The 26,543-nt window shown below is 64.0% G+C and carries 26 protein-coding genes and 1 tRNA gene; 19 read left to right on the top strand and 8 right to left on the bottom strand.

The window, feature by feature from the left end; translation table 11 throughout:
• The first annotated feature begins 105 nt into the window (after positions 1-105).
• From ACUYMZ_RS15330 to ACUYMZ_RS15300, 7 genes are all read left to right on the top strand, one after another.
• The gene (locus tag ACUYMZ_RS15330; RefSeq protein WP_426003681.1) at positions 106-840 is read left to right on the top strand and encodes a permease; all 735 of its coding nucleotides are present in this window, start codon (positions 106-108) and stop codon (positions 838-840) included.
• Positions 841-1,005: 165 nt separating this feature from the next.
• Positions 1,006-1,605 carry a nitrobindin family protein gene (locus tag ACUYMZ_RS15325; protein WP_442422992.1) on the top strand — a complete coding sequence of 200 codons (600 nt, stop codon included), beginning with the start codon at positions 1,006-1,008 and terminating at the stop codon, positions 1,603-1,605.
• A 69-nt stretch (positions 1,606-1,674) separates the two neighbouring features.
• Positions 1,675-2,397, top strand: a complete 723-nt coding sequence (locus ACUYMZ_RS15320) for a flavodoxin family protein (protein WP_481604233.1) — start codon at positions 1,675-1,677, stop codon at positions 2,395-2,397.
• 52 nt (positions 2,398-2,449) lie between these two features.
• Complete coding sequence (ygfZ, locus tag ACUYMZ_RS15315; protein WP_426003678.1) at positions 2,450-3,535, top strand: CAF17-like 4Fe-4S cluster assembly/insertion protein YgfZ; 1,086 nt, start codon at positions 2,450-2,452, stop codon at positions 3,533-3,535.
• Positions 3,532-3,942: an ankyrin repeat domain-containing protein gene (locus ACUYMZ_RS15310; RefSeq protein WP_481604231.1), complete on the top strand. Its 411-nt coding sequence runs from the start codon at positions 3,532-3,534 to the stop codon at positions 3,940-3,942. The genes ygfZ and ACUYMZ_RS15310 overlap by 4 nt, the downstream gene beginning before the upstream one ends.
• Positions 3,943-4,061: 119 nt before the next feature.
• The gene (locus tag ACUYMZ_RS15305; RefSeq protein WP_481604229.1) at positions 4,062-4,685 is read left to right on the top strand and encodes a PadR family transcriptional regulator; all 624 of its coding nucleotides are present in this window, start codon (positions 4,062-4,064) and stop codon (positions 4,683-4,685) included.
• The gene (locus ACUYMZ_RS15300) at positions 4,669-6,177 is read left to right on the top strand and encodes a DHA2 family efflux MFS transporter permease subunit (protein ID WP_481604227.1); all 1,509 of its coding nucleotides are present in this window, start codon (positions 4,669-4,671) and stop codon (positions 6,175-6,177) included. The genes ACUYMZ_RS15305 and ACUYMZ_RS15300 overlap by 17 nt, the downstream gene beginning before the upstream one ends.
• Positions 6,178-6,181: 4 nt before the next feature.
• Here the strand turns inward: ACUYMZ_RS15300 and ACUYMZ_RS15295 are convergent, their stop codons facing one another.
• The 5 genes from ACUYMZ_RS15295 to ACUYMZ_RS15275 all read right to left on the bottom strand — a co-directional run bounded on the left by ACUYMZ_RS15295 (position 6,182) and on the right by ACUYMZ_RS15275 (position 10,414).
• Entirely contained in the window at positions 6,182-6,931 is a 750-nt protein-coding gene (locus tag ACUYMZ_RS15295; RefSeq protein ID WP_426003672.1) for a GNAT family N-acetyltransferase, read from the bottom strand.
• Positions 6,932-6,948: 17 nt separating this feature from the next.
• Positions 6,949-7,974, bottom strand: a complete 1,026-nt coding sequence (locus tag ACUYMZ_RS15290) for a 6-phosphofructokinase (protein WP_426003671.1) — start codon at positions 7,972-7,974, stop codon at positions 6,949-6,951.
• Between the two features lie 206 nt (positions 7,975-8,180).
• Positions 8,181-8,429, bottom strand: a complete 249-nt coding sequence (locus ACUYMZ_RS15285) for a PspC domain-containing protein (RefSeq protein ID WP_481604224.1) — start codon at positions 8,427-8,429, stop codon at positions 8,181-8,183.
• Positions 8,430-8,460: 31 nt separating this feature from the next.
• Complete coding sequence (locus ACUYMZ_RS15280) at positions 8,461-8,835, bottom strand: hypothetical protein (protein ID WP_426003668.1); 375 nt, start codon at positions 8,833-8,835, stop codon at positions 8,461-8,463.
• A 1-nt stretch (position 8,836) separates the two neighbouring features.
• Positions 8,837-10,414, bottom strand: a complete 1,578-nt coding sequence (locus ACUYMZ_RS15275; RefSeq protein WP_481604222.1) for a PspC domain-containing protein — start codon at positions 10,412-10,414, stop codon at positions 8,837-8,839.
• A 125-nt stretch (positions 10,415-10,539) separates the two neighbouring features.
• Here ACUYMZ_RS15275 and ACUYMZ_RS15270 point away from each other — a divergent pair, with 125 nt between their 5' ends.
• Positions 10,540-11,988, top strand: coding sequence for an ATP-binding protein (locus ACUYMZ_RS15270; protein ID WP_481604220.1), 1,449 nt, complete (start codon positions 10,540-10,542; stop codon positions 11,986-11,988).
• Entirely contained in the window at positions 11,988-12,662 is a 675-nt protein-coding gene (locus ACUYMZ_RS15265) for a LuxR C-terminal-related transcriptional regulator (protein ID WP_426003663.1), read from the top strand. Before ACUYMZ_RS15270 ends, ACUYMZ_RS15265 begins: the two co-directional genes overlap by 1 nt.
• A 118-nt stretch (positions 12,663-12,780) precedes the next feature.
• Here the strand turns inward: ACUYMZ_RS15265 and ACUYMZ_RS15260 are convergent, their stop codons facing one another.
• Entirely contained in the window at positions 12,781-14,010 is a 1,230-nt protein-coding gene (locus ACUYMZ_RS15260; RefSeq protein WP_481604218.1) for a pyridoxal phosphate-dependent aminotransferase, read from the bottom strand.
• 255 nt (positions 14,011-14,265) lie between these two features.
• Here ACUYMZ_RS15260 and ACUYMZ_RS15255 point away from each other — a divergent pair.
• The 9 genes from ACUYMZ_RS15255 (at position 14,266) to rplL (ending at position 20,796) form a co-directional block, all read left to right on the top strand.
• Positions 14,266-14,338: transfer RNA gene (locus tag ACUYMZ_RS15255), tRNA-Trp, on the top strand.
• A gap of 80 nt (positions 14,339-14,418) precedes the next feature.
• Positions 14,419-14,703 (top strand): preprotein translocase subunit SecE, encoded by a 285-nt coding sequence (secE, locus tag ACUYMZ_RS15250; protein ID WP_426003661.1) that lies wholly within the window; start codon positions 14,419-14,421, stop codon positions 14,701-14,703.
• A gap of 114 nt (positions 14,704-14,817) precedes the next feature.
• A complete protein-coding gene (gene nusG / locus ACUYMZ_RS15245; protein WP_442422999.1) occupies positions 14,818-15,657 on the top strand; it encodes a transcription termination/antitermination protein NusG in 840 nt (279 codons plus the stop codon).
• A 129-nt stretch (positions 15,658-15,786) separates the two neighbouring features.
• On the top strand, positions 15,787-16,218 hold the full coding sequence (rplK, locus tag ACUYMZ_RS15240; RefSeq protein WP_481604215.1) for a 50S ribosomal protein L11: 432 nt from the start codon (positions 15,787-15,789) through the stop codon (positions 16,216-16,218).
• A 130-nt stretch (positions 16,219-16,348) separates the two neighbouring features.
• Positions 16,349-17,056: a 50S ribosomal protein L1 gene (rplA, locus tag ACUYMZ_RS15235; protein ID WP_347108088.1), complete on the top strand. Its 708-nt coding sequence runs from the start codon at positions 16,349-16,351 to the stop codon at positions 17,054-17,056.
• A 112-nt stretch (positions 17,057-17,168) separates the two neighbouring features.
• The gene (locus ACUYMZ_RS15230; RefSeq protein WP_481604213.1) at positions 17,169-18,281 is read left to right on the top strand and encodes a GNAT family N-acetyltransferase; all 1,113 of its coding nucleotides are present in this window, start codon (positions 17,169-17,171) and stop codon (positions 18,279-18,281) included.
• Entirely contained in the window at positions 18,260-19,432 is a 1,173-nt protein-coding gene (locus tag ACUYMZ_RS15225; RefSeq protein WP_481604211.1) for a GNAT family N-acetyltransferase, read from the top strand. Before ACUYMZ_RS15230 ends, ACUYMZ_RS15225 begins: the two co-directional genes overlap by 22 nt.
• A 307-nt stretch (positions 19,433-19,739) precedes the next feature.
• The gene (gene rplJ, locus ACUYMZ_RS15220) at positions 19,740-20,339 is read left to right on the top strand and encodes a 50S ribosomal protein L10 (RefSeq protein WP_426003656.1); all 600 of its coding nucleotides are present in this window, start codon (positions 19,740-19,742) and stop codon (positions 20,337-20,339) included.
• Positions 20,340-20,415: 76 nt separating this feature from the next.
• Complete coding sequence (rplL, locus tag ACUYMZ_RS15215; protein ID WP_426003655.1) at positions 20,416-20,796, top strand: 50S ribosomal protein L7/L12; 381 nt, start codon at positions 20,416-20,418, stop codon at positions 20,794-20,796.
• Between the two features lie 117 nt (positions 20,797-20,913).
• On the opposite strand, the gene ACUYMZ_RS15210 is transcribed toward rplL, so the two are convergent.
• Complete coding sequence (locus ACUYMZ_RS15210) at positions 20,914-21,396, bottom strand: aminoacyl-tRNA deacylase (protein ID WP_426003654.1); 483 nt, start codon at positions 21,394-21,396, stop codon at positions 20,914-20,916.
• Between the two features lie 14 nt (positions 21,397-21,410).
• Positions 21,411-22,610: an acetyl-CoA C-acetyltransferase gene (locus tag ACUYMZ_RS15205; RefSeq protein ID WP_481604208.1), complete on the bottom strand. Its 1,200-nt coding sequence runs from the start codon at positions 22,608-22,610 to the stop codon at positions 21,411-21,413.
• Between the two features lie 392 nt (positions 22,611-23,002).
• On the opposite strand from ACUYMZ_RS15205, the gene rpoB reads away from it, so the two are divergent.
• Positions 23,003-26,509, top strand: a complete 3,507-nt coding sequence (gene rpoB, locus ACUYMZ_RS15200) for a DNA-directed RNA polymerase subunit beta (protein WP_426003651.1) — start codon at positions 23,003-23,005, stop codon at positions 26,507-26,509.
• Positions 26,510-26,543 lie beyond the last annotated feature (34 nt).

The following is a 26,543-nucleotide window of genomic DNA, read 5'->3' as shown; positions in this document are numbered from 1 at the left end:
TCAGGGATTCGTGACGGTCAGCACCGGCAATTGCGACATATTTGTGCGCCATGAGGCAGGATTGACGAGAGGTCGTAAGGCGCATCGAATTGAGGTCGGCACGCAGTGAAGTCTTGGAGCATCGGGGTATTCGGACTCGTGGCACTCGCAGCCATCGTGGCCAGCACCTTCGTTTCCCGGGAAGCCATGGTTGGCGTCGGCATTGCCGCCTCGGCCGTCGTGGGCATCGGCTGGCCCCATTTCCTCGCCATTCCCGCCAAGAAGACCCTGGCTTCCGTTATTGCCCTGGCCGGTGCCGGATCAGCGGTCTCTGCCGCTTACATGACGGCGCCTGGATTCCTTGACGGGACACCTGCCTGTATTGCCCTGGGCGTCATGGCCGTCTTCGTGATCCAGTTGGTCCGTGGCACGGGCCAGGCCCAACGCCTTGAATCGACGCTCGGCTGCTGCGCCGGCGTCCTGTTGAACTGCCTTGGTGCCGGATGGATTGCCGGAGCCCGGTTCAACGGCGTGAAGGAAATGGTGCTGGTGGCAGGACTGAGTGCCGCCGCCGCATTGCTGGTGGGCATCATCCGGTGGCCGGACCGGATCGTTGCACCCATCGGCGTGGTCGCGGCCGGGCTCATGGCTCCCTTGGCCGGACTGGTTTTTTCCGACATCGCCGTGGTGCCGGCAGCCCTGGTGGGTGTCGTGGTGGGTTCCGTCCTGGTCTGCTTCCGCCGCATGGCGACGCTGAGGCGGGGCCGCCTGAACGCGTTGGCCTCCGCCGGAATGGGTGTTGCTCCCGTCTGGGCGGTGGGGGCCATCGCGTACTTCATAGACAAACTACTCATCTACTAACGGTTAGGATGGCTCTATGTCTGTTCTCGCATTTGAAATCTTCTTCCTTGTCCTCCTTGGCCTGGCGAGCATCGCCATGGCCTGGTTCGCAGGTTTCGTCGTCTACCGTCTGTTCAAGGGCCAGAAGTAAGCTTCTGACCCGGCAGTCCACCAGAGGTTGTTGTTGTGCCTATTGAGATCCCCACGGACCTGACTCCCGAGCTCGTCCCGCTTTCCTGGCTCATTGGTGAGTGGGAAGGCCGCGGCCGCCTTGGTACCGGTGACGAGGGTTCCGAGCATTTTGTCCAGCACGTCTCCTTCACCCACAACGGACTGCCCTACCTGCAGTACCGTGCCGAAACCTGGCTCAGCGACGACGCCGGCGCAAAGTTGCGTCCGCTCAGCGTCGAGTTGGGTTTCTGGGCGCTGGAGCGCAAGCAGCAGGAGGGCGACGGCGGCCCCGGCCTCGTGCCCGCGGACATCGTTCCGGTGCTCAAGACGGCAGATGAGGTTGAGGAACGCCGCAATAAGGACGGCGGCTTCGATCTGTCGGTGTCCATCGCACACCCCGGCGGCATCACCGAGCTCTATTACGGCCAGATCAAGGGCCCGCAAATCCACTTGAGCACGGATATGGTGATGCGCGGCAGCCACTCCAAGGAATACACCGCAGCCACCCGGATCTTCGGGCTGGTTGACGGCAACCTCCTGTGGCGGTGGGATGTCGCCGCCAGCGGCAAGGCACTGGAAGCCCACGCTTCGGCATTCCTGCACAAGGTGTCCTGACCCGTTCACGGCCCTGCTGGCACGGGGGGCTCACTGAAGTTCCACCTGAAAACAGCAAGGGAGCAGCACGTGAACCAGAGTCGCAAACCCGGTGGATACGAAGGCCTCAAAGCCGTGTTCTTCAACGGCACCCTGAAGCCATCGCCGCAGCTGAGCAACACGGACGGCCTGATCCGGATCAGCCGGGACATCATGGAAAAGCAAGGGGTCAGCACCACCCTGATCCGTACGGTGGACCATGACATCGCCAGCGGCGTCTATCCGGACATGCGGGAGCACGGGTGGCAGAAGGACGAGTGGCCCGCGATCTACCCCACGGTTGCCGAGGCCGACATCGTAGTGGTGGCGGGGCCCATCTGGCTGGGTGACAACTCCTCGCAGACCAAGAAGCTCATCGAGCGCCTGTATGCCCATTCCGGTGAATTGAACAGCAAGGGCCAGTGGGCGTTTTATCCGAAGGTGGGCGGCTGCTTGATCACCGGCAATGAGGACGGCATCAAGCACTGTTCCATGAATGTGCTGTACAGCCTCCAGCACATCGGGTTCACCATCCCGCCCCAAGCCGACGCCGGCTGGATCGGCCCCGTGGGTCCCGGACCCAGCTATCTGGATGAAGGATCGGGCGGGCCGGAGAGCGACTTCACCAACAGGAACACCACGTTCATGACGTGGAACCTGCTCCACATGGCCCGGCTCCTGAAGGAAGCCGATGGCATTCCGGCTTATGGCAACCTGCCGGAGGAATGGAAAGCCGGCACCCGCTTCGACTTTGAAAACCCCGAATACCGCTGAACCCTGCCCATCCGCAGGGAATACCCCGCAGCCTCAAGGACTTCTACTACATATGACCCACAAGAGCCCTCTGTTGTCGCGCCCTGGCGCAGTTGAGGACACCGGCCTGGATGCCGGCGTCGCAGCCCACTACGGGGAGCCGTTGCGTGAGCAGCGCGCCCTGGCGGGCGGGACCGCCGTCGTGGATTTGTCCCACCGCGGCGTGGTGACGGTCAGCGGCCCGGACAGGCTCAGCTGGCTCAACACCCTGTCCTCCCAACAGGTCACCAACCTGCAGCCCAACGTGGCCAGCGAACTGCTGCTGCTCAGTGTCCAGGGCCGGATCGAGTTCGATGCCCGTGTGATCGACGACGGCGCCACCACCTGGTTGATCGTGGAAGCAGCCGAGGCGGCACCCTTGGCCGAATGGCTGAACAAGATGAAGTTCATGCTCCGCGTGGAGATCGAGGATGCATCGGGCCAATGGGCGGTCGTGGGCGCAACCAAGCCCGTGGAACAGTTCGCCGGTCGCCTGGTGTGGGAGGATCCCTGGCCGCACGTGGGTCCGGGAGGCTATTCCTACAGTTCGGTCCCCGAGGAGGACCACCCCGGCCGGGAGCGCCCTTGGTTCGAGTACCTCCTTCCGGCTGCGGAGTTGGAAAGCTCCGTTGAAGGTCTGCCCCTGGCCGGAGCCATGGCTGCCGACGCCCTGCGCATCGCCGCCTGGCGTCCGCGGCTCGGAGCCGAAACGGATGACAAGACCATTCCCCACGAGCTCGACCTCATCCGCACGTCCGTGCACCTGAACAAGGGATGCTACAAGGGCCAGGAAACCATTGCCCGCGTCCACAACCTCGGTCATCCGCCCCGGCGGCTGGTGTTCCTCCAGCTGGACGGTTCGCAGCACACGCTCCCGGCGGTCGGAAGTGTCGTATTTGCCGGTGAACGCAAGGTAGGTACCCTGACATCTGTGGCGCAGCACTTCGAGATGGGGCCGGTGGCCCTCGCGGTCATCAAGCGTTCCGTTCCGGCAGGGGAGACCCTCACGGTGATGGACGGCGAAGAACCTTATGTCGCGGCCCAGGAAGTGATTGTTGCCCCCGACGCCGGCCAGGTGGTCGGACGCCAGACCGGATTCCTGAAGGGACCACATCGATGAACCACTCCACAGGCCCCGCCGCAGGCAATGAAGCCGACGACGAGACCCTGGCCCTTGCCCACGCTCTCTTCGATGCCGCCCGGGAGGGCAATACGGAGCTGTTGCGGAGCTACCTCAACGCCGGCGCCCCGGCCACGCTGACCAACGCGTCCGGGGACTCCCTCCTGATGTTGGCTGCCTACCACGGGCACGAGGAAACGGTGCAGCTGATGGTGCACCACGGTGCCGACGTCAACGCGGCCAACGACCGCGGGCAGACGCCCCTTGCCGGGGCGGTCTTCAAGGGATATACGTCAGTTGCGCGGGTGCTGCTGGACGCCGGAGCGGACCCCGACGCCGGTACGCCCACCGCGCGCGATGCTGCGGCCATGTTTGCCCGTACCGAGATCCAGGCCCTGCTGGGATAGGCGGACCGCTGAAGCCCGGTTGTTGTGGAGATGGTCACAACAGCCGGGCTTTTCTTGTCCCCTGATATTCCACGTGGAATAGTTGTTGTGGAATATTCGTATTCGAGGACGTTCGTGACATGCCCCCATCAACTGACCTCACACCCCTGGGTGTGGCGTCATTGGCCCTCCTTGCAGAAGGGCCAATGCACCCCTATGAGATGTACCAACTGCTGATGGCCCGGCATGAGGACCGCTTGGTCAAGGTCCGGCCCGGCACGCTCTACCACGCGGTGGGGCGGCTGGAGGAGCAGGCACTGGTGGAAGCAGTGGGCACCGGACGTGAAGGCAACCGACCGGAACGGACCACGTACCGGATCACGGCCGCCGGCCATGAGGCCCTCGACGCCCGGCTGAAGGCGATGCTGTCCACGCCCGCCAACGAGTACCCGGTGTTTCCCCATGCCATCGCCGAAGCCCACCACCTGCCGGCAGGGATGGTGGCCGGATTGCTCGAAGAGCGACTGGCCGCACTGCAGGCGGACCTGGATTTCCTGGTGCACGCGGAATCCGAGGCCACAGCCAAAGGCGTGGAGCGCAAATACTGGCTGGACCTGGGCTATCAACAAGCACTACGCCGGACCGAGATCGCGTGGATCCGCGGCCTCCTGGCGGACTTGCGCAGCGGAGAGCTGCCCTGGGGCGATCCGCTGCCTCCCAAACCATCACTTGAGCCAAAGGAACCCCTTGGAAAAAGTAGCTAAGCCGTGGCCCGCACTGTGGTCGCTTGTCATCGGGTTCTTCATGATCCTGATCGACACCACCATCGTGTCGGTGGCAAATCCCCGGATCATGGAGGGACTGGACACGGACATCAACGCCGTCATCTGGGTGACCAGCGCCTACCTGCTGGCCTACGCCGTGCCGCTGCTCATCACCGGCAGGCTGGGTGACCGTTTTGGCCCCAAGAACCTTTACCTGATCGGCCTGGTGGTCTTCACGCTGGCGTCCCTGTGGTGCGGACTCTCCGGCGACGTGGGCATGCTGATCGCGGCCAGGGCTGTGCAGGGCCTGGGAGCAGCCATGATGACCCCGCAGACCATGGCCGTCATCACCCGGATCTTCCCGCCGGACCGCCGCGGGGCCGCCATGGGGCTTTGGGGTGCCACGGCGGGCATGGCAGTCCTCGTGGGCCCGATCCTGGGCGGAGTGCTGGTGGACGGCCTGGGCTGGGAATGGATCTTCTTCGTCAACGTTCCCATCGGAATCGTCGCCTTCATCATGGTGAGCAGGTTCGTTCCCAGGCTCGAAACCCACAACCACAGGTTCGACGTGCCGGGCGTGGTGCTTTCCGCCGTCGGGATGTTCCTCCTGGTGTTCGGCATCCAGGAGGGCCAGACCTATCAGTGGGGGACGGTCACCGGGCCCGTTACGGTGTGGGGCCTGATCATCGCCGGACTGGTGGTCCTGGTGGGCTTCGTCGCCTGGCAGTGGCTGCTGGAGCGCCGCGGCGGGGAACCACTGCTCCCGCTGGGACTCTTCAAGGACCGCAATTTCTCCCTGGGCAACACCACCATCATGACCGTGGGTCTCACTGTCACGGCCTTCCCTTTGCCCACGATCTTCTACTACCAGGTGGTGCGTGGGCTGACACCTACCCAGTCGGCCCTGCTGATGATCCCCATGGCCGTCATCTCCGGCGGGCTGGCTCCGTTCGTGGGGAAGCTGATCGACCGGGCCAACCCGCGATGGTTCGCCTCCTTCGGCCTGGTCTGCCTTGCCGCGGCCCTCCTCTGGACCGCAACATTGCTCCAGCCCGACACCCCGATCTGGATGTTCCTCCTGCCCAGCGCCCTGCAAGGCGTTGCCAATGCCTTCATCTGGGGGCCCGTGTCCAACGCGACCACGCGCAACCTGGCTCCGCGCCAGGCAGGGGCCGGTTCCGGGGTGTTCAATACCACCCGCCAGATTGGAGCGGTGCTGGGATCGGCAGCCATCGCCGCCCTGATCCAGGCCCGTCTCGCAGCTGAACTGCCGGCAGCAGCCGGCAGCGGGCCCGTGGGGGAAGCGTCCATGACCGGTTCCTTGCCGGAGGCGCTGCACGCAGGGTTCTCGACGGCGATGGCCCAGTCAATCTTCCTGCCCGCCTGCACGATCCTGCTGGGCGCAGCCGTGGCGTTGTTCTTTGCCAAGCCGAAGTCCGTGGACGGCTGGAGCTCGAAGCCGGCGCCGGAGGACGCCGAAGTCAGGAGCTAGGGATTCAACCCAGCAGTACGCTTGCGTGCAGCCCGCCCGTGGCAAAGCCAAGGCTGCGGGCCATCGCGAGCGCGCTGCTGTTGCTGACATCCGCTTTCCACTGCAGGGTCAAACCTGTGGCCAGGGCTTCATGGGCGGCGATGGATGCAGCGAGGGTGCCAAGGCCACGCCGGCGCCAGGGTGGTGCCACCAGGACCCCCATGGTGGCCAGCAGGTTTTCCCACTCGGCGTAGGCGCCGCACGCGACGGGCGTGGCCTGCTGTTCCTCCGGATGCATGATGGTGAACCGGTGGTCCAGGTGCTGCAATCCCACTTCATTGACGTCGTCCGGCGGGCAGAGGGATTCGAGCCCGATGACCTCAGGGTTGCCGCGCGAGACCGTGAGGTCTTCGGCGGGCTGTTTCAGCGGCAGGTCATCGGCGAAGAACAGTGCTGAGGACCCCAGCCCGTGCCCGCCGTGGGAGCGGGTGAGGGTCAGCAGGGTGACATGCTGGGCCAGTTCCGTGTCCGGAAGTCCGGCCGCAGCGTCCAGGGCCCACTGCGGGCCAACCAACACAGAGACCCCAAAGAGCCGGAGGAAGACCACGGCCCGCGCCGATTCGTCGGCGTGGGTGATCCTGTGGACGGGGTCGCCCGGATCCGCCGCGGAGGCGGCGATCCGCGCAGCAGCGGTGGCGAAAGCGTCGTCGTCGAGCCCTAGATGACGAGCCCACGCCAGCTGGACGATGGCAGCGGACGTGGGCTCGAGAGTCATGGATTCAGCCTAGCCGACTAGCCGAACAACACCGCCGCTTCGTCGTACCGGTGCTGCGGCACTGTCTTGAGCTTGCCCAGGGCCTCCTCGAATCCGACGTGGGAGATGTCGGTACCCTTCAGGGCCACCATGGTGCCCCAGCGGCCGTCCACCACGGAGTCGATGGCAGCCATGCCGAGCCGCGTGGCCAGGACGCGGTCGTAGGCGGTAGGCACGCCGCCGCGTTGGATGTGTCCGAGGATGGTGGCACGGGTTTCGATACCCGTTCGGGCTTCGATTTCAGGAGCGAGCTGGTCTGCGATGCCGCCCAGGCGCGGACGTCCGAACGTATCCAGCCCGCGTTCGGAATGGGGCGACTCCATGTGCTCCGGCACGAAGCCTTCGGCCACTACCACCAAGGGAGCACGGCCACGGTCATGGGCTTCCTGGACCCATTCGGCGATCTGCTCGATGCTGACCTTCTGTTCCGGAATCAGGATGGCGTGGGCGCCCGAGGCCATGCCGGAGTGGAGGGCGATCCAGCCGACGTGGCGGCCCATGACCTCGGCAATCATGCAGCGGTGGTGTGATTCGCCGGTGGTCCGGAGCCGGTCGATGGCTTCGGTGGCAATTTCCACCGCGGTATCGAAGCCGAAGGTGTAGTCCGTCGCGTCAAGGTCGTTGTCCACGGTCTTGGGAACTCCGACGATCTTCAGGCCGGCGTCGGTGAGGCGCTTGGCAGCGGCCAGGGTGCCTTCGCCGCCGATCGCGATGATGGCATCAATGCCCAGCCGGTCCATGTGTGCCTTGATGGCCTCCGGTCCTCCGCCGTTTTCAAAGGGGTTGGTCCGGGAGGTGCCCAGGATGGTGCCGCCCTGCTTCGCGATGCCTCGAACCATGGTGCGGGGGATGTCGATCACATCACCTTCAACCACACCCCGCCAGCCATCGCGGAAGCCCACGAAATTCTGGCCGTGGATGGCGATGCCTTTGAGGACTGCTCCGCGGATGACAGCGTTGAGGCCGGGGCAGTCGCCGCCGCTGGTAAGAATGCCAATTTTCATGTTTGCTCACTCATGGCTTGGAGGAATACGTGCAGAGCGCCACGCTGAGCTCCCAACGATTGTAGACGTGGATGTGGGGTGGGACACAAATAGTTACCGGTGGTCCACGGGTGCGGTAGTGGAAACGTCGCCGAAAAACAAAGGACAACGCTCCGCAGTGCTGCGGAGTCCTCGTCCTTGCCAGGGCAGGTTCTGTGCGTTGCGTCCTAGCGGGAGCGCTGCCGGAGGAACGATTCCAAGGGGATCTTGTTGCCTTGGTCCGGCAGGATCAGCCAGGCCAGGATGTAGAACACGACGGCGGGTCCCGGCAGGAGGCAGAAGAGCAGGAAAGCTACCCGGACATAGGCGACATCAACCTTGAGCTTCGCGGCAATGCCGCCGCATACGCCGCCCAGCCAACGTTGCGGTCCACGCTTCAGGCCGAGGCCCCTGACGATGTTGAAGAACTTGTCCATGGCTACACACTTCCTTGTTGACGTTGCTTTGTCACTTGGTGCGCGGGGTTTTCCTGGAACTTCGGCCGGCGGCCAGCAGGCCGCCCACCACTAGGGCGGCCCCGGCGCCGATCATGAGGCCGATCAGGACATACGTTCCGTCCAGGACCACCCAGCCGAGCGTCGAGATGACCAAAAGTGCCGCAAGGGCGACCACGATCAAGCCCCACACCACCGTGCCGATCCGGGCCTGTCGGGGTTCGTCGTCCGGGTCGGCCTGGCTGGGTGCTGCTTCCGCTACGCTGCGCTCCAGATGGGGCGTCAGGGGAATCTGCTGGAGCCGGGGCTTGGACAACGGTTCGGTCGGGCTGGCGCCTGCCGGGATGGACTCCGTGGGGTTGGTTTCCTTGGGGTCGGTGGTGCTCATGTCAGTTTCCTTCCTGGATGGTCACGTTGCTGAACGTTCCATCGATATCCACCACGAGGTTGGCACCTGGCTTGTCCGCGTTGTACATGGTCCGTTCATCATGGAGGCGGCCGCCGCGGTCCGAGCCGCGTTCATTGAGGTTGCCGAACGTCATGTCCGCACGGACCTCCACCGGCACGTTGTCAGGAATGACCACCGTGACGTTGCTGGCGGTGGCGTCCACGGGAATGACTACTTCCGTGGTCAGCGGCGGAGTGATGTTGATGTCGGTGAGGTCCACACGACCCTGCGCACCTGTTACGTCGATGCCTTGGAGGGCCTGTTCGATGCTCACCGGCGTCCAGTTCACGTCGTCGAAAGTGAAGCGGTCACCGTTGCGGGGCACCACGTTGAAGATGCCGCCGATGACCAGGGCCACGATGGCCATGAAACCGAGGAACCCCGAGGTCCGTCCACGCAGGCCGGCGATCAGGATGCCCAGACCGAGGACTGCAGCGCCTGTCGCCCAGACCACCGCATTGGTCGAGTTGCCGAGGTCGATCACATTTCCTGCATCAAGCAGCTTCACGGTTCCGCCGGCCAGCAGGGCCGCGCCGGCGGTCACTGCCACCGTTGCCGGACCGGGGCCCTTGCGCTTTGCCCCGGGAGCTTTGGCCTGGCCATACGGGGGTGTTGGACCCATGGGTGGGGTGGGACCCTGCGGTGGGCGGGGTCCGGAAGGGCCGTAGGGACCTGGCCCGGACGCGCCGGGACCGTACGAGCCGGGACCGTAGGAACCGGATTGGCCGTAGGAACCAGATGCGCCTGTTGCGCCGCGATCGGAGGTGTCACCGTACACCGGGACGCCCGCGTTGGTGCCGGAAGCGGTGGTGTTCGCTGCCATGGGGTCGCCGTAGACGGCAGCGCCTCCCGCGGGAGCCGCATAGTGCTGTTGGTTCATGGGTGGGACACCCTTCCGGGTTTTGTTGCGCTGAACAAGGTAGTAGATGAGGTAGCTGATGCCACCGACCCAGAAGAGGGTCCAGAACAGGCCGGGCAGGCCGTCCCAGCCCCAGCCCCAGAAACCGCGGCCCAGGCTCGGAAGCCCGATGATCGAGGTGATCAGTGCTCCCGTCATGCCGCCCGACCACCGGCCCGCGGCGGCTTCCTGCACGTGGATACGGCCATCGGGTTCCGGGAGCAAGGCCCAGGCGATGCCGTAGAGGAGGACGCCGACGCCTGCAAACAGGGCCAGGACAATGAAGATGCCCCGGACTATCAGCGGATCAATGCCGAAGCGATGTGCCACGCCACTGGCGACACCGCCTATCCACCGGTCCGGTCCCCGGCGGACTCCTTGGCTGCGGATCCAGTCGTAGAAGTTCTGCTGGGTGGCCGGACCGGCCTGCTGCCACGAGCTGCTGCCGGTTTCGCCGGTGGCACCGGCGGAAGAAGCGCCGGACGTTCCGACCGAGGGGCCGGTGGAAGCACTGCCGGCGGAGGGGCCGGTGGAAGCACTGCCGGCGGAGGCGCTGCTGGCTGAGGGACCGGCCTGACCGGCCGCCCCGGAGTCCTCGGGATTCATGCTGTTCGCGTTCATACCTCGATCCTGCCGCTGGTGCGCACCTGCGCTCTACTGGGGGATACCCTGAACGACCCCTGAGCGAACCCCCAAGAAGACCCGAACCCGCTCCGGGCACCCCTGATCCGTGCTTGGATTGGTACATGACTACCGCTCTGCTGCGCCCGCCGCTGGTCCGCAGCAGCGACCGCATGATTGCCGGCGTCTGCAGCGGACTGGCGGCCCACCTGAACCTGCCTGTCAAAAACGTGCGGGTGGCCATGGTCCTTGCGTGCCTTGCCGGTGGCGCAGGTGTGGCCTTCTACGCGTGGCTGTGGACCATGGTTCCCACCGCGGATGAAGACGCGCGGCGCAAAGCCCGGCGTCCGGCGTCGCCCATTGCTCCCGCGGTGAGCTTCCCGGCTGCGGCGGGAACAACAGCTCCCGACGCCGGACCCTCACCTGCGGGTACCCGCGCACCGGCGGTTGGTGCCGGCGTGGGGCCGGGGACCTTCCAGTCCGGCGGCGCTCCGGGAGCTGCGGGGGTAACCGGCATGAACGGCTCCGACCAGCCTTCAACCGGCGGGACGGGACCGGGTGCTGCATGGTTCAGCTTCCGGAAGATCCAGTACGGCAAGGAAATCCTGCTCGGCGCGGGGTTGTTGCTCGTCGCCGCCATTTTGATCGCCCGCCAACTGGGGGCCGATGTTCCGCTGGGCACCCTGATTCCTGCGGCGGCGATCCTGGGTGGCGCAGCCATTGCGTGGATGCAGCTGGACGAGACCCGCAGGGCGGGCCTCGTGGACAAAACCAAAGCGGACCAGGCCGGGGGTTGGGTACGGCTGGCAGCCGGCCTGGCACTCGTCGTGGCGGGAGTGCTGGTCATGGTGTCCGGATCGGGTTCCTGGGAACAGACGTGGCTGGCGCTGCTGGCTTCCGTGGCCGTGCTCGGCGGTGTCGCACTGGTCCTGCTGCCGTGGGGCCTGAAGTTCTGGAAAGACCTCGAAACGGAACGCGCAGGCAGGATCAGGGAAACGGAACGGGCGGAGATCGCTGCGCATCTTCACGACTCCGTGCTGCAGACGTTGGCGTTGATCCAGCGCCGTGCCGGGTCGGAGCAGGACGTTGTCCGCCTGGCCAGGGCACAGGAACGCGAGCTGCGGTCCTGGCTCTTCAGCGACAACGCCAAGGAATCCGGCCTGTTGGGGGACCGTATCAAGGCGGTGGCCGCTGAGGTGGAGGACGACCACGGGCATGCCGTGGAGGTGGTGTCAGTCGGGGAGGCCGCCATGACGGAACGGCACGAAGCCCTGGTGCAGGCGGCCAGGGAAGCCATGCTGAACGCGGCCCGGCATGCCGGCGGAACCGTCTCCGTATATGTGGAAAGCACAGCGGCGGGAACGGACGTCTTCATCAAGGACCGGGGGCCGGGATTCGATCCGGAGGCTGTCCCCGATGACCGCTTGGGGGTCAGGGAATCCATCATCGGCCGCATGAAACGCCACGGCGGCACCGCGGTGATCAACAGCAGCAGCGACGGCACGGAAGTCCGGCTGGCACTGCCGGCAAGCGATGCCGAACCCGCCGAAGTCCGGAACGGAGAAACCAGGTAATGAACAACACCACCGCCCCCACCACGTCACGACGCGTCCGGGTGGTGATCGTGGATGACCACACGATCTTCCGCTCCGGGCTCAAAGCCGACCTCGACGCGAGGATGGACGTAGTGGGGGAGGCCGGGACAGTGGAACAGGCCATTGCGGTCATCGCCCAAACCCGACCGGAAGTTGTCCTCCTGGATGTCCACCTGCCCGGGGGCCTCGGTGGAGGAGGCCGCGAAGTCATCGGAGGTTCCGCCGCGCTGCTGGGTACCACCAGCTTCCTGGCCCTGAGCGTCTCGGATGCCGCCGAGGACGTAGTGGCCGTGATCCGTGCCGGCGCCCGGGGGTATGTGACCAAGACCATTTCCGGCGCCGAAATCTCCGACGCCGTCATCCGAGTTGCCGACGGCGACGCCGTGTTCTCGCCACGGCTCGCGGGATTCGTGCTGGACGCCTTCGGGACGGCGCCGGCCGACATCGCGGACGACGAGCTGGACAAGCTCTCCGCCCGGGAACTCGAAGTCATGCGGCTCATCGCCCGCGGCTACAGCTACAAGGAAGTGGCCAAGGAACTCTTTATTTCCATCAAGACCGTGGAAACCCATGTGTCCGCGGTCCTCCGCAAGCTCCAGCTCTCCAGCCGCCACGAACTCACCAAGTGGGCCGCCGAACGCCGCCTCCTCTAACCCCTTCCGAAGCTCTCTCACCGATAGCCCCCTTTCCGGCGTCCCTCTCTCACCGATAGCCCTTAAAAGAGAAACGCTCTCTCACCAAGCGGTGAAAGAGCGTTTCTCTGGCGACGGGCTACTTGGCCTTGCCGAGGAACTCCTGGATGCGGCGGACGCCTTCGGCGAGGTCGTCATCGCCCAACGCGTAGGAAAGGCGGACGTAGCCGGAGGGGCCGAACGCCTCGCCGGGAACAACGGCCACCTCAACCTCGTCGAGGATGAGGGCGGCCAGTTCCGCCGACGTCGACGGTCGAACCGGGCCGTTGGCGGTCTCGAATTCCTTCCCCAGCAGTCCGCGGACATCCGCGTACACGTAGAAGGCGCCGGTCGGCGTCGGGCATTCCACGCCGTCAATCGCGTTAAGTCCGGCGACAATCGCCTTCCTGCGGCGTTCGAAAGCCACCTTCATCTCGTCGACGGCGGTCAGCGGGCCCGTGAGGGCGGCGGCAGCGGCCACCTGCATGATGTTGGAGACGTTGGAGGTGGCGTGCGACTGGAGGTTGGTGGCGGCCTTGATGACGTCGGCCGGGCCGATCATCCAGCCCACGCGCCAGCCGGTCATGGCGTAGGTCTTGGCGACACCGTTGAGGATGACCACCTTGTCGCCGAGTTCCGGCGCGGCCGTGGCGATCGAGGTGAACTCGACACCGTCGTAGGTGAGGTGCTCGTAGATTTCGTCCGTGACCACCCACAGGCCCTTGGACGCGGCCCACTTGCCGATCTCGGCAACCTGTTCCGGGCTGTAGACGGCGCCCGTTGGGTTTGACGGCGAGACGAACAGCAGGATCTTGGTCTTGTCCGTCACTGCAGCCTCAAGCTGCTCCACGGTCACCAGGTAGCCCTGCTCCGGCCCGGCGAAGACCTCTACGGGAACGCCGCCGGCCAAGCGGATGGCCTCAGGGTAGGTGGTCCAGAACGGCGTGGGGATGATGACCTCATCGCCTGGATCGACCAGCGTGGCAAAGGTGTTGTAGACGGCCTGCTTGCCGCCGTTGGTCACCAGTACCTGCGACGGATCGACCTTGTAGCCGGAGTCCCGCAGGGTCTTTTCCGCGATGGCTTTCTTCAGCTCCGGGAGGCCGCCGGCGGGGGAGTAGCGGTGATACTTGGGCTGGCCGGCTGCCTCGATGGCCGCCTTGACAATGTAGTCGGGGGTCGGGAAGTCGGGCTCGCCGGCACCGAAACCAATCACGGGGCGCCCCGCGGCCTTCAGTGCCTTGGCCTTGGCGTCAACGGCAAGGGTGGCGGATTCGGCAATTGCGGAAATTCGTTGTGAAATGCGGGCGGCAGGTGTTCCGGCAGACATCTAAATACCGTTCTTCGCAGGCAGCTCGTGGGCTGGATGATGGGATTCGACGTAAACTACCTTATGCTGTTCTGCGGAGCTCCCGGGCGCCCGCTGGATATTGTGACTGATGTTGCTGCTCACATGTTTCCGGGAGCGGCCGGAAGGTCCGGAATCGGGCCGGTTCGACTATCGCAGGATTCTTGCGTAGACTGGTTCACCGGTGTTGAAAAGCACCGCAGGCTGAGTGCGGCCTGAAACATGGATTCGATCCATAGGGTAGTGGCGCAATTGGTAGCGCAGCGGTCTCCAAAACCGCAGGTTGCAGGTTCGAGTCCTGTCTGCCCTGCGCAAGCTGTTCCGGTGGAAACACCGGGACCAGCGCAGCAACCATGGCTCTGATCAGGGCCGGGCACACGACTTTGCAAGGTGAGTGAGGACCAGGTGACGGAAACAGCTGCCAGCAGCTCCAAGGGCCGTCGTCCCGCCAGGAAAGCCGATGCCGGCTTCTTTGCCCGTATCGCCCTTTTTGTCCGCCAGGTCATCGGCGAACTGAAGAAGGTCGTCGCTCCCACGCGCAAGGAACTGATCAACTACACGCTGGTGGTCCTGGTGTTCGTAGCCATCATGATGCTCATCGTCACGTTGCTGGACCTCGCTTTCGGCTCGGCGGTCAACGCGATCTTCGGTGGTACGGGCGTTACGGACAACTAAGCGGAGCTGTCCGCAGACTGCGCGGAAATCCTTGGAATCTGAGGGATTTTGCGGGGTTTGCGGAATTGAGCCATTTAAATAGGCATGTTAGGCAATGAGGAAGCAGGAGACCAAGTGTCTGAGCAGGAGCTCGAGGTAAACGAGGCTGAGCTGGAAGAAGCCAAGGACTCTGCAGCTGAGGCTGCGGAGGAGTCCGGGTTCGATTCTGCTGCGCCCGAATCTGCCGACGTCGACGCCGAGGATGACTTCGAGTCCGACGTAGACGCCGAGTCTGATGATGAGTCCGGCTCTGATGACGCGTCAGGCGACGACGAAACCGACGCCTTGGCTGCTGCCGCCGCCGCGGCTCCGGTTGACCCTGCCGAGGAATTCAAGGCAAAGCTGCGCCGCCAGGAAGGTGACTGGTACGTCATCCACTCCTACGCCGGCTACGAAAACCGTGTCAAGGCAAACCTCGAGACCCGCATCCAGACCCTGGACATGGAAGATTACATCTTCGAAATCCAGGTGCCCATGGAAGAGGTCGTCGAGATCAAGAACGCGCAGCGCAAGGTCATCAACCGCGTGCGCATCCCCGGTTACGTGCTGGTCCGCATGGACCTGACCGACGCTTCCTGGGGCGCGGTCCGCCACACCCCGGGTGTCACCGGCTTCGTGGGCAACGCCCACAATCCCGTGCCGCTGCGCCTGGATGAAGTCTTCTCCATGCTCGCCCCGGTCTTCGAAGAAGAGCAGACGGAGAAGGGCAAGCCCGTCAACAAGCAGGCCCAGGCTCCCGTGGCCGTGGACTTCGAAGTCGGCGAGTCCGTCATCGTCAAGGAAGGCCCGTTCGAGACCCTTCCTGCCACCATCTCCGAGATCAAGCCGGAGTCCCAGACCCTGGTTGTCCTGGTCTCGATCTTCGAGCGCGAAACTCCGGTTACGCTCGCTTTCAACCAGGTCACCAAGATCTAGTTGATTCCAAGATTTCGCTCCCGGCCGCCTGCTTAGCGGTCCGGAAGCGGCCGGCCGCCTTGCCATGGCGGCCACCAACCTGGGACGCGCTCCGGTGTTCCAGGAAGCTATTGAGAGAAGGACCCTACATTGGCTCCCAAGAAGAAGGTCACCGGCCTCATCAAGCTGCAGATCCAGGCAGGTGCCGCCAACCCGGCCCCGCCGATCGGTCCTGCGCTTGGCCAGCACGGTGTCAACATCATGGAATTCTGCAAGGCGTACAACGCTGCAACGGAATCCCAGCGCGGAAACGTTATCCCGGTGGAAATCACGGTCTACGAAGACCGCTCCTTCACCTTCATCACCAAGACCCCGCCGGCTGCAGAGCTCATCAAGAAGGCCGCAGGCGTTACCAAGGGTTCGGCTACCCCGCACACCGTCAAGGTTGCCAAGCTGACCCAGGCACAGGTTGAGGAAATCGCCACCACCAAGATGGAAGACCTCAACGCCAACGATGTCGCGGCAGCTGCCAAGATCATCGCCGGCACCGCCCGTTCCATGGGCATCACCGTAGAGGGCTAATACAGCTTTCACCCGCCGGGCAACCGGCAACTGAAACATTGAAATGTCGCAGGATCCTTGCCGGATCCACGACTGTGGCAGGGCCCAGCGCGGTCCGCAGACCACAACTGCACAAGGAGAAACAAGCAGCATGGCAAAGCGCAGCAAAGCATATGAGGCAGCCGTAGCCAAGATCGAGGCAGACAAGGTCTACGCCCCGTTCGAGGCCATCAGCCTGGCAAAGGAAATCAACCCGTCCAAGTTCGACGCAACGGTTGAGGTCGCTTTCCGCCTCGGCGTTGACCCCCGCAAGGCTGACCAGATGGTCCGCGGCACGGTCAACCTCCCCCACGGCACGGGCAAGACCGCCCGCGTCCTGGTTTTCGCAACCGGTGACAAGGCTGAAGCAGCAATCGCAGCCGGTGCCGACTTCGTTGGTTCCGACGACCTGATCGAAAAGATCGCCGGCGGCTGGACCGACTTCGACGCCGCCGTTGCCACCCCTGACCTCATGGGCAAGGTTGGCCGCCTCGGTAAGGTCCTCGGCCCGCGTAACCTCATGCCGAACCCGAAGACCGGTACGGTTACCCCGGATGTCACCAAGGCTGTCAACGACATCAAGGGCGGCAAGATCGACTTCCGCGTCGACAAGCACTCGAACCTGCACTTCATCATCGGCAAGGTTTCCTTCGACGCCGTCAAGCTGGCTGAGAACTACGCAGCAGCTCTGGAAGAGGTTCTTCGCCTCAAGCCGTCCGCTTCCAAGGGCCGCTACATCCAGAAGGCCACCGTTGCCACCACGTTCGGCCCGGGCATCACCGTTGACCCGAACGTCACCAAGGTTCTCACCGAGGCGTAAGCTTCGCGGGCATTGGCTCTGAAAGGACCGTCCGGCCATGCCGGGCGGTCCTTTTTGCTGCCCTAGACGGGTTCCTTGTCCCGCCGCAAGGGTGCGCCTTAGGCTGTGAGGCGTGGAACCGGCGTCGAACTTTCCCGTATCCAAGGGGCTGACCGTGGAACGGATCGCTGTCCCCCGAAGTCCTCAGGAGTCGCAGCACTCCGACTTCCGTGCTTTCCATGACCTGGACGTTGCGAACCAGTTGGCGCTCTGGGGAGATACCGATCGTTGTGCAACGTTCCCGGAGGCCGTGGTGTTTTGGCAGGGCAACGAGTACGAGGAACGGCAGGTATTCCTGGCCAGGCTCGGCCGCACAGTGGTGGGCAGCGGTTCGCTGACCCTTCCGCTCAGCGAGAATACGACGACGGCGGGCCTGGACGTGCAGGTCGACGCCGCCTACCGGCGCCGTGGGATTGGGACGGCCATCCTGGAGACGCTGGAGGGGACGGCGCGGGACCGCAACCGGGTCTCGTTCGACGGATTCTGTGGAGAGCCCATAGGTCCCGTATTGGCGGGCGCGCCGCTGTTGGACGCGAAATCGGGCACCGGCGGCGTCCCGCGCTACGCTGCGTCCACCCAGTTCGCAGTCCATCACGGCTATTCGCTGGAACAGGTTGAGACCAGCAGTTCCTTGCACATGCCCGTGCCTGCGGACGTCCTTGACGGGCTCGAGGCCGATGCCGTGGCGAAGTCGGCGGGCTACAGCGTGGTGGGATGGGAGCAAAGCTGTCCCGCGGAGTTCGTGGATGGTTTCGCGCGGCTCAAAAGCCTGATGAGCACGGAGGTTCCGATCGCCGGCCTGGGCTGGGAGGGCGAGGTTTGGGACGCCGCCCGGGTGAGGCAGGAGGAGGCCACCTGGGAAGCGGGCGGGATCAAGCAGATTGTGGCCGCTGCCCGGCATGAGGCCAGTGGCAGGCTGGCCGGGTATACGGTCCTGACACACCGGGACGGCCTGCCCGGCGTGATCAACCAGGAGGACACCTTGGTGGATCCGGCGCACCGCGGGCACAGCCTCGGCATGCTCCTGAAGGTGGCCAACCTCCGCCGCGCGGGGTTGCTGTGGCCTGAAGCCATGTCCGTCATGACATGGAACGCGAGCGAGAACCAGCATATGCTGGCCATAAATATCGCCCTTGGATTCAAGCCTTCCGGTTTTGAAGGCGAATGGCAGAAACGGCTGGGATGACAGTAGACGAGGGGAAGACTGTTCACATCGAACAGCTGTGGGTACCTGACAACCTGGAGAGTCCGAAGGCCCGCGATTTTTTGGACGCCGTGGAAGTTGGGCGCCGGGTCAGGATGGAGACGTGGGGGAGTGACGACCTCGCGTACACGCCCTTGGAAAAGCTGCTGGAATTCTCCGATCCGTACGAGCGGCAGATCATCCTGGTGGCCAAGATCGACGGTGCGATCGTGGGCACCGTGGATATTGCCTTGCCTTTGGCGGACAACTTGGATCTGGCTGAATTCACGCTGGACATCCTGCCGGAGTACCAGCGCCAGGGCGTGGGCAGGCAACTCCTTGACGCCGCCGAGCAACTGGCCCGCGCCGAGGGGCGCACCATGGTCCTGGTGGACACCAACCATCCCGCCACGTCCCTGACAGAGATTCCCGAGGACCAGCTGATTCCCGGCAGTGGCCCAGGGTTCCTGCCGGTCAGCAGCAGGGAAGTGGACTTCGCCCAGCGGGCCGGCTACACCCTGCAGCATATTGAGCAGTTCAGTTCGTGCATCCTGCCCTTGGACTCCAAGCTCGTCGCCGACCTCCAGGCCGAAGCCGGGGAAGCGAACGGGGGCCGGTACGCCCTGCACCATTGGACGGACCGCTGCCCTGAACCATGGCTGGAGGCCGTAGCGGAACTGGAGAATGCCGCGGGTGAGGTGGTCCACGGCCAGGACGACGACGAGGAACCGGCCGGCGTTGAACCCGCGGACATGGTCTTCGACGCCGTGGTTCTGCGCGAGACTGAAGACGCCGCTTTGGCGCAGGGACGGCGGACGGTGGTGACCGCCGTCGAGCACGTAGCCAGCGGGCGGCTGGTGGGCCTGACCACCATCAGCGTGCTGGCCCATCGCCAGGACGTCGTGTTCCAGGACGACACCCTGGTCCTGCAGGAACACCGCGGCAACAAACTGGGCCTGCTCATCAAGGTTGCCAACATGCAACGCCTGAGCGAGCAGTTCCCGGATGCCAGGGTCATCTACACCTGGAATGCCCCCGAAAACCGGTACCTCCTGACCGTCAACAAGCAGCTGGGATTTACGACGGCGGGCGTCACCGGGCTCTGGCAGAAGGAACTTCCGCAGCGGTCGGCCGGGGCGACATCGTCGGATTAGGGTGCTGCAACGGCGCCGATTTGGTGATGTCCAGGACTCTCCCGTAACCTTGAAGTACCAAAGACCGTCGGTTGATGGGAATCCACCCTTTCGAGCGCAGCTCAACTCTGCAGCCACGCCCGTGAGAACCAGGTGAATTCCTTGACGAAGGACCCTGACATAGGGCGGCCAACGCAGGTGAACGAGTTGAGTCTCCACAGCCAAGCTGTGTTGAGCCAAGCCCCGTGCATCTGCGCGGGGCGTTTTTAGTTTTAGCTCTCATGAGCGGGGACCCGGAAGACCGGCTTTATTCCCCGGAAGGAGGGTTATGACAACGCCTAGCAAGGTCTCCGCAGTTGCTGAGATCACCAACGATTTCAAGGAATCGACCGCGGCTGTCCTGACCGAATACCGTGGGCTCTCTGTTGCGCAGCTCAAGGAACTCCGTGTTGCTCTCGGCCAGGACACCAAGTTCTCGGTCGTCAAGAACACCCTGAGCGCCATCGCAGCCAAGGAAGCTGGTGTCGATGCATTCGACGGTCAGCTCTCCGGCCCCACTGCGATCGCCTTCATCAAGGGCGACGCCGTTGCTGCTGCCAAGAGCCTGACGGACTTTGCCAAGGCCAACAAGCAGCTGGTCATCAAGACCGGTCTGTTCGAAGGCAAGGCACTTGACTCCGAGGGTGTGGCCGCACTGGCTGCCCTCGAGTCCCGCGAGTTCCAGCTTGCACGTGTTGCCGGTGTCCTCAAGGCTCCTGCATCCGCTGCTGCACGCATCATTGATGCCCTGCGCCTCAAGCTTGAAGAAGAGGGCGGCGCACCTGCACCGGCCGCTGAAGAAGCACCGGCAGAAGAGGCTGCAACCGAGGAAGCTCCGGCTGCTGAAGAAGCACCGGCCGCTGCCGACGCTGCAACCGAAGAGAACTAAGTTCTCCCCCCAATCAAAACTCCGGTGCGAGGAACGGTCCGTCCGGATCCGCACCACCTAATGGAAGGACGCCACCATGGCGAAGCTCAGCAACGAAGAGCTCATTGAAGCTTTCAAGGAACTGACCATCATCGAGCTCTCCGAGTTCGTCAAGCTCTTCGAAGAGACCTTCGAAGTTACGGCTGCTGCTGTTGCAGTTGCCGGTCCGGCCGCCGGTGGCGCCGGTGCTGAAGCTGCTGAAGAGAAGACCGAATTCGACGTCATCCTCGAAGCCGCTGGCGACAAGAAGATCGCAGTGATCAAGGAAGTCCGCGCCATCACCTCCCTCGGCCTCAAGGAAGCCAAGGACCTGGTCGACGGTGCACCGAAGGCTGTTCTCGAAGGCGCCAACAAGGAAGCCGCAGAGAAGGCAAAGGCTCAGCTCGAAGAAGCTGGCGCAACGGTTACCATCAAGTAACTCGTTTTGCTGGGGAAGCCCCGTCCGGTTCGCCGGGCGGGGCTTCCTGCTGTTTAAGCACCCAACTGGGTCGCATTTGTGCACGTTTTGACGGCTGAAAACGCGCACAAATGCGACCTAGTTGGGTTCGCTGATGTCTGCCACGGTGGCGTTCAGGGCGGAGGTGAGGGCGTCTGCGTCCACGAAGGCGCTGCGGCCGTGCGCACCTGCTCCCATGGAGATGCGCCGTCCGGTGATGCTGGCGTCTGCGTACACAGGCCAGGCGGTGGTGCTGCCCAGGGGCGTGATGGTGCCGCGCTCATAGCCGGTCGCTGCAAGGGCGACGTCGGCGTGGGGGAGGGACAGTTTGTTGACGCCCACCAGTGCCCGCAGCTTGGGCCAGGAGATCTGCCGGTCCCCGGGAATGAGGGCGAAGAGGAAGCTCCCGTCCCGGTGCTTGACCACCAGCGACTTCACGATGTCCCCGGGCTCGATGCCCAGGATGCCGGCCGCCTCTTCAAGGCTGCGCGCAGCGGGACGTTCGACGACGTCCACGTCCAGTCCGCGGGCGGCGGCATCCTCAAGGAACCGCTGGGCGCCGTTCATTTCGCTGTTGTCCATGTCAGTGAATCCTGTCAGTCGCGGTAGAGCAGGAGGGCTTCACCCTGGCCGCCTCCGCCGCACAGGGAAACAGCAGCCTTGCCTGTTCCCCGGCGCTTGAGTTCATGGGCGGCGTGCAGTGCGAGGCGGGCCCCGGAAGCACCGATGGGATGGCCCAAGGCAATGGCGCCGCCGTGGATGTTGCACTTTTCCAGCGGATAACCGAGGTCCTTGAGGGACTGGACGGCTACCGATCCGAATGCCTCGTTGATCTCGATGAAGTCCAGCTCCTCGGCGGTCCATCCGGCCTTCTTCAAGGCCTGGGTGATTGCATTGGAGGGCTGTGAATGCAGGGAGTTGTCAGGTCCGGCCACCTGGCCGGGCTTTCCCACCACTGCCAGGTACTCCAGACCGTTGTCCCGGGCGAACCGGCGGCTCGTCAGGACGAGTGCGGAGGCGCCGTCGGACAGGGGAGAGGAGTTGCCGGCCGTAATGGTGCCGTCCGTGGCAAACGCCGCCTTGAGCGGGGCCAGGGTTTCGATCGTGGTGTTCGGGCGGACACCCTCGTCCGTCGTGACCACCACGGGATCACCCTTGCGCTGCTTGACGCTCAGGGGAGCGATTTCGGCGTCGAACGTTCCATTCCCCATGGCGGCAGCGGCGCGTTGGTGGGATGCCGCTGCCACTTCGTCCTGGGCCTTGCGGTCGATGCCGAGCGTTACGTTCTTGCTTTCGGTGGACAAGCCCATGGACTGGCCATCAAAAGCATCGGTCAAGCCGTCGTGGGCGGCCACGTCCAGGGCCTGGATGGCGCCATACGTCCAGCCTTGCCGGGAACCGGGCAGCAGGTGTGGAGCACGCGTCATGGATTCCTGGCCGCCGGCCACCACTACCGTGGCGTCGCCGCTGCGGATCATACGCGCGGCGTCGATGACCGCAGTGAGTCCCGACAGGCAGACTTTGTTGATGGTCACGGCCGGGATGTTCCATCCGACGCCGGCAGCGATAGCGCTCTGCCGGGCCGGGTTCTGCCCTGCGCCCGCCTGCAGGACCTGGCCCATGATCACCGCGTCGACCTGCTCGGCTTTGACGCCGCTGGCCGCCAGCGCGGCGCTGATGGCATGGGCGCCAAGCTCGACGGCGGTGAAGGCCGCCAGTTGCCCGTTGAGGCGTCCCTGCGGGGTGCGGGAGGCAGCAAGGACGACAACGTCATTGTCGTCAGCAGAGTAGGTCATGGTCCCTCTTCCGGTCCGGTGGTGGTGTAGCCAAGGCTATCGCGGGGCGCGCTCCACCCTGTCCTTTCCAACCAAAGTCGGGGGCGCTGCATTCCTTCGCTTGGATGCCTGCGGCAACGGTGCTTGCATTCACAGACGATCTGGGGTAGACAGGAAGGCTGCTTTGCCGTATCGTAGATATTTGCGTCTTCCCTGTTAACCTTCAGCCTTCATATAGCGGTGGGCTTTAAATCTCAGCTGCGCCATTGACGTGCCGTGGATAACGTGCAGTCGTCATGGACTGGCTGGGTCCGGGTCATATAGCGGAACCGGATAAGTATGCCGCGGATAACTCCGCGGGATGCAAACGGGGGAGATCTGAAAACGCCTGAAGGTCTGTGGAAGGATCCCTCTTGGTCGCCTCGAGCACCTCTAATAACGAAACCGCTAATACGGCAAGCACCGATGGTGCCACCCGCCGCCTCTCATTCGCAAAGATTCACGAACCCCTGGATGTTCCGAATCTTCTCGCCCTGCAGACGGACAGCTTTGACTGGCTGGTCGGAAACGAACGCTGGCAGGCACGCGTAGCGAAGGCCGTGGAGGAGGGTGACCTCAGCGTCGCCACCACCTCCGGACTTGCCGACATCTTCGAAGAGATCTCCCCGATCGAGGACTTCCAGGGCACCATGTCCCTGAGCTTCTCCGAGCCGGAGTTCGCTGATCCGAAGTACACCATGGCCGAATGCAAAGACCGTGACGCCACCTACTCGGCTCCCTTGTACGTCAAGGCCGAGTTCATGAACAACAACACGGGCGAAATCAAGCAGCAGACCGTGTTCATGGGCGACTTCCCCCTCATGACTGAAAAGGGAACGTTCGTCGTTAACGGCACCGAGCGTGTCGTCGTCTCCCAGCTGGTCCGTTCGCCGGGCGCCTACTTCGAGCGCGCTGCGGACAAGACCAGTGACAAGGACATCTTCACCGCGAAGATCATCCCGTCCCGTGGCGCCTGGTTCGAGCTCGAGATCGACAAGCGCGACCAGGTCGGCGTTCGCCTCGACCGCAAGCGCAAGCAGTCCGTCACCGTGCTGCTGAAGGCACTCGGCTGGACCGAAGGCCAGATCCTGGAAGAGTTCGGCCAGTACGACTCCATGCGCGCAACGCTGGAGAAGGACGCCACCGAAACCCGCGAAGACGCGCTTCTGGACATCTACCGCAAGCTGCGTCCGGGCGAGCCGCCCACAGTCGAGGCTGCCCAGTCCCTGCTGGACAACCTGTACTTCAACCCCAAGCGCTACGATCTGGCCAAGGTTGGCCGCTACAAGATCAACCGCAAGCTGGGCATCGACCGCTCCCTTGGCGACAAGGAAGCCTCGGTCCTGCACGTTGAAGACATCGTTGCCATGATCAAGTTCCTCGTCGCGCTGCACGCCGGCGAGAAGACCATCATGGGCAAGCGCGATGGCGAAGACCACGAGCTCCGCGTCGAGATCGACGACATCGACCACTTCGGCAACCGCCGTATCCGCGCTGTCGGCGAGCTGATCGAGAACCAGGTCCGTACGGGTCTTTCCCGCATGGAGCGTGTGGTCCGCGAACGCATGACCACGCAGGACGTCGAGGCCATCACGCCGCAGACCCTGATCAACATCCGCCCGGTTGTCGCTGCCATCAAGGAGTTCTTCGGAACCTCCCAGCTGTCGCAGTTCATGGACCAGAACAACCCGCTCTCGGGTCTTACCCACAAGCGCCGTCTTTCGGCCCTTGGCCCGGGTGGTCTGTCCCGCGACCGCGCCGGCATGGAAGTTCGAGACGTCCACCCGTCCCACTACGGACGTATGTGCCCGATCGAAACCCCTGAAGGCCCGAACATCGGTCTGATTGGTTCGCTGGCTTCCTACGGCCGCATCAACCCCTTCGGCTTCATCGAGACCCCGTACCGCAAGGTGTCCAACGGTGTTGTTTCCGACGACGTCGAGTACCTCACCGCTGATGACGAGGCCGAGGTCCTGATTGCCCAGGCCAACGCGCCCCTGGACTCCGACAAGCGCTTCTCCGAAGAGACTGTCCTTGTCCGTGCCCGTGGTGGTGGAGGCGAGCCCGTCCTGGTTCCCGCCGAGGACGTCCAGTACATGGACGTTTCCCCGCGCCAGATGGTGTCCGTGGCAACGGCCCTGATCCCGTTCCTCGAGCACGACGACGCCAACCGTGCACTCATGGGTGCCAACATGCAGCGCCAGGCTGTGCCGCTGGTCCGTTCCGAGGCCCCGTTCGTGGGTACCGGCATGGAGCGCGCTGCAGCAGTCGACGCCGGTGACGTTGTCATCGCCAAGAAGGCCGGTGTGGTCACCGAGGTTTCCGCCGAGCTGGTTGTCATGCTCAATGACGACGGCACGGAGACCAACTACCGCATCAACAAGTTCGCCCGCTCCAACCAGGGCAACTGCTACAACCACCGTGTCCTGGTGAACGAAGGCCAGCGCCTGGAAGTTGGCGGCATCATCGCCGACGGCCCGGCAACGGACCAGGGTGAGCTCGCCCTCGGCAAGAACCTCCTCGTGGCATTCATGTCCTGGGAAGGCCACAACTTCGAGGACGCCATCATCCTGTCCCAGCGCATCGTCGCCGAGGACGTCCTTTCCTCCATCCACATCGAGGAGCACGAGATCGATGCCCGCGACACCAAGCTTGGTGCCGAGGAAATCACCCGTGACATCCCGAACGTGTCCGAGGAAGTCCTCGCAGGACTGGACGAGCGTGGCATCATCCACATCGGTGCCGAGGTTGAAGCCGGCGACATCCTGGTCGGAAAGGTCACCCCGAAGGGTGAAACCGAACTGACCCCGGAGGAGCGCCTGCTCCGCGCCATCTTCGGTGAGAAGTCCCGCGAAGTCCGCGACACCTCCCTGAAGGTGCCCCACGGCGAGTCGGGCACGGTCATCGGCGTGCGCGTCTTCGACCGCGACAACGACGACGAACTGCCCCCGGGCGTGAACCAGCTGGTCCGCGTCTACGTGGCAGCCAAGCGCAAGATCACCGACGGCGACAAGCTCGCCGGCCGCCACGGCAACAAGGGTGTTATCTCCAAGATCCTTCCGGTCGAGGACATGCCCTTCCTTGCAGACGGCACCCCGGTGGACATCGTCCTGAACCCGCTTGGTGTTCCGGGTCGTATGAACGTTGGCCAGGTCCTGGAAACCCACCTCGGCTGGGTTGCCAAGACCGGTTGGAAGATCGAAGGCGAGCCGGAGTGGGTCAAGAACCTCCCGAACCTGCCTCGTGAAACCGGCCAGACCACCGTTGCCACCCCGGTGTTCGACGGCGCCCGCGAAGAAGAAATCACGGGCCTGCTTGACTCCACCAACGTGACCCGCGACGGCGACCGCCTGATCGACTCCTCCGGCAAGACCCGTCTGTTCGACGGCCGCTCCGGCGAGCCGTTCCCGGACCCGATCTCCGTCGGTTACATGTACATCCTGAAGCTCCACCACCTGGTGGACGACAAGATCCACGCACGCTCCACCGGTCCGTACTCCATGATCACGCAGCAGCCGCTGGGTGGTAAGGCACAGTTCGGTGGCCAGCGCTTCGGTGAAATGGAAGTGTGGGCGCTCGAAGCTTACGGCGCCGCCTACACCCTTCAGGAACTGCTCACGATCAAGTCCGATGACATCCATGGTCGTGTGAAGGTCTACGAAGCAATCGTCAAGGGCGAGAACATCCCCGAACCTGGCGTTCCGGAGTCCTTCAAGGTCTTGATCAAGGAAATGCAGTCGCTGTGCCTGAACGTGGAAGTTCTTTCCACTGACGGAACCACCATCGAGATGCGTGACTCTGATGACGCAGTCTTCACGGCTGCGGAAGAACTGGGAATCGATCTGTCCCGCGCAGAGCCCAGTTCCGTAGAAGAGGTCTAGCGGCCGTTCCGGCGGGCCGCAGTTGAACGCTGCC

This window comes from Arthrobacter sp. T572, from assembly GCF_056780115.1.
The sequence above is the reverse complement of the archived record's forward strand: the minus strand, read 5'-3'. Positions and strand labels throughout refer to the sequence as shown.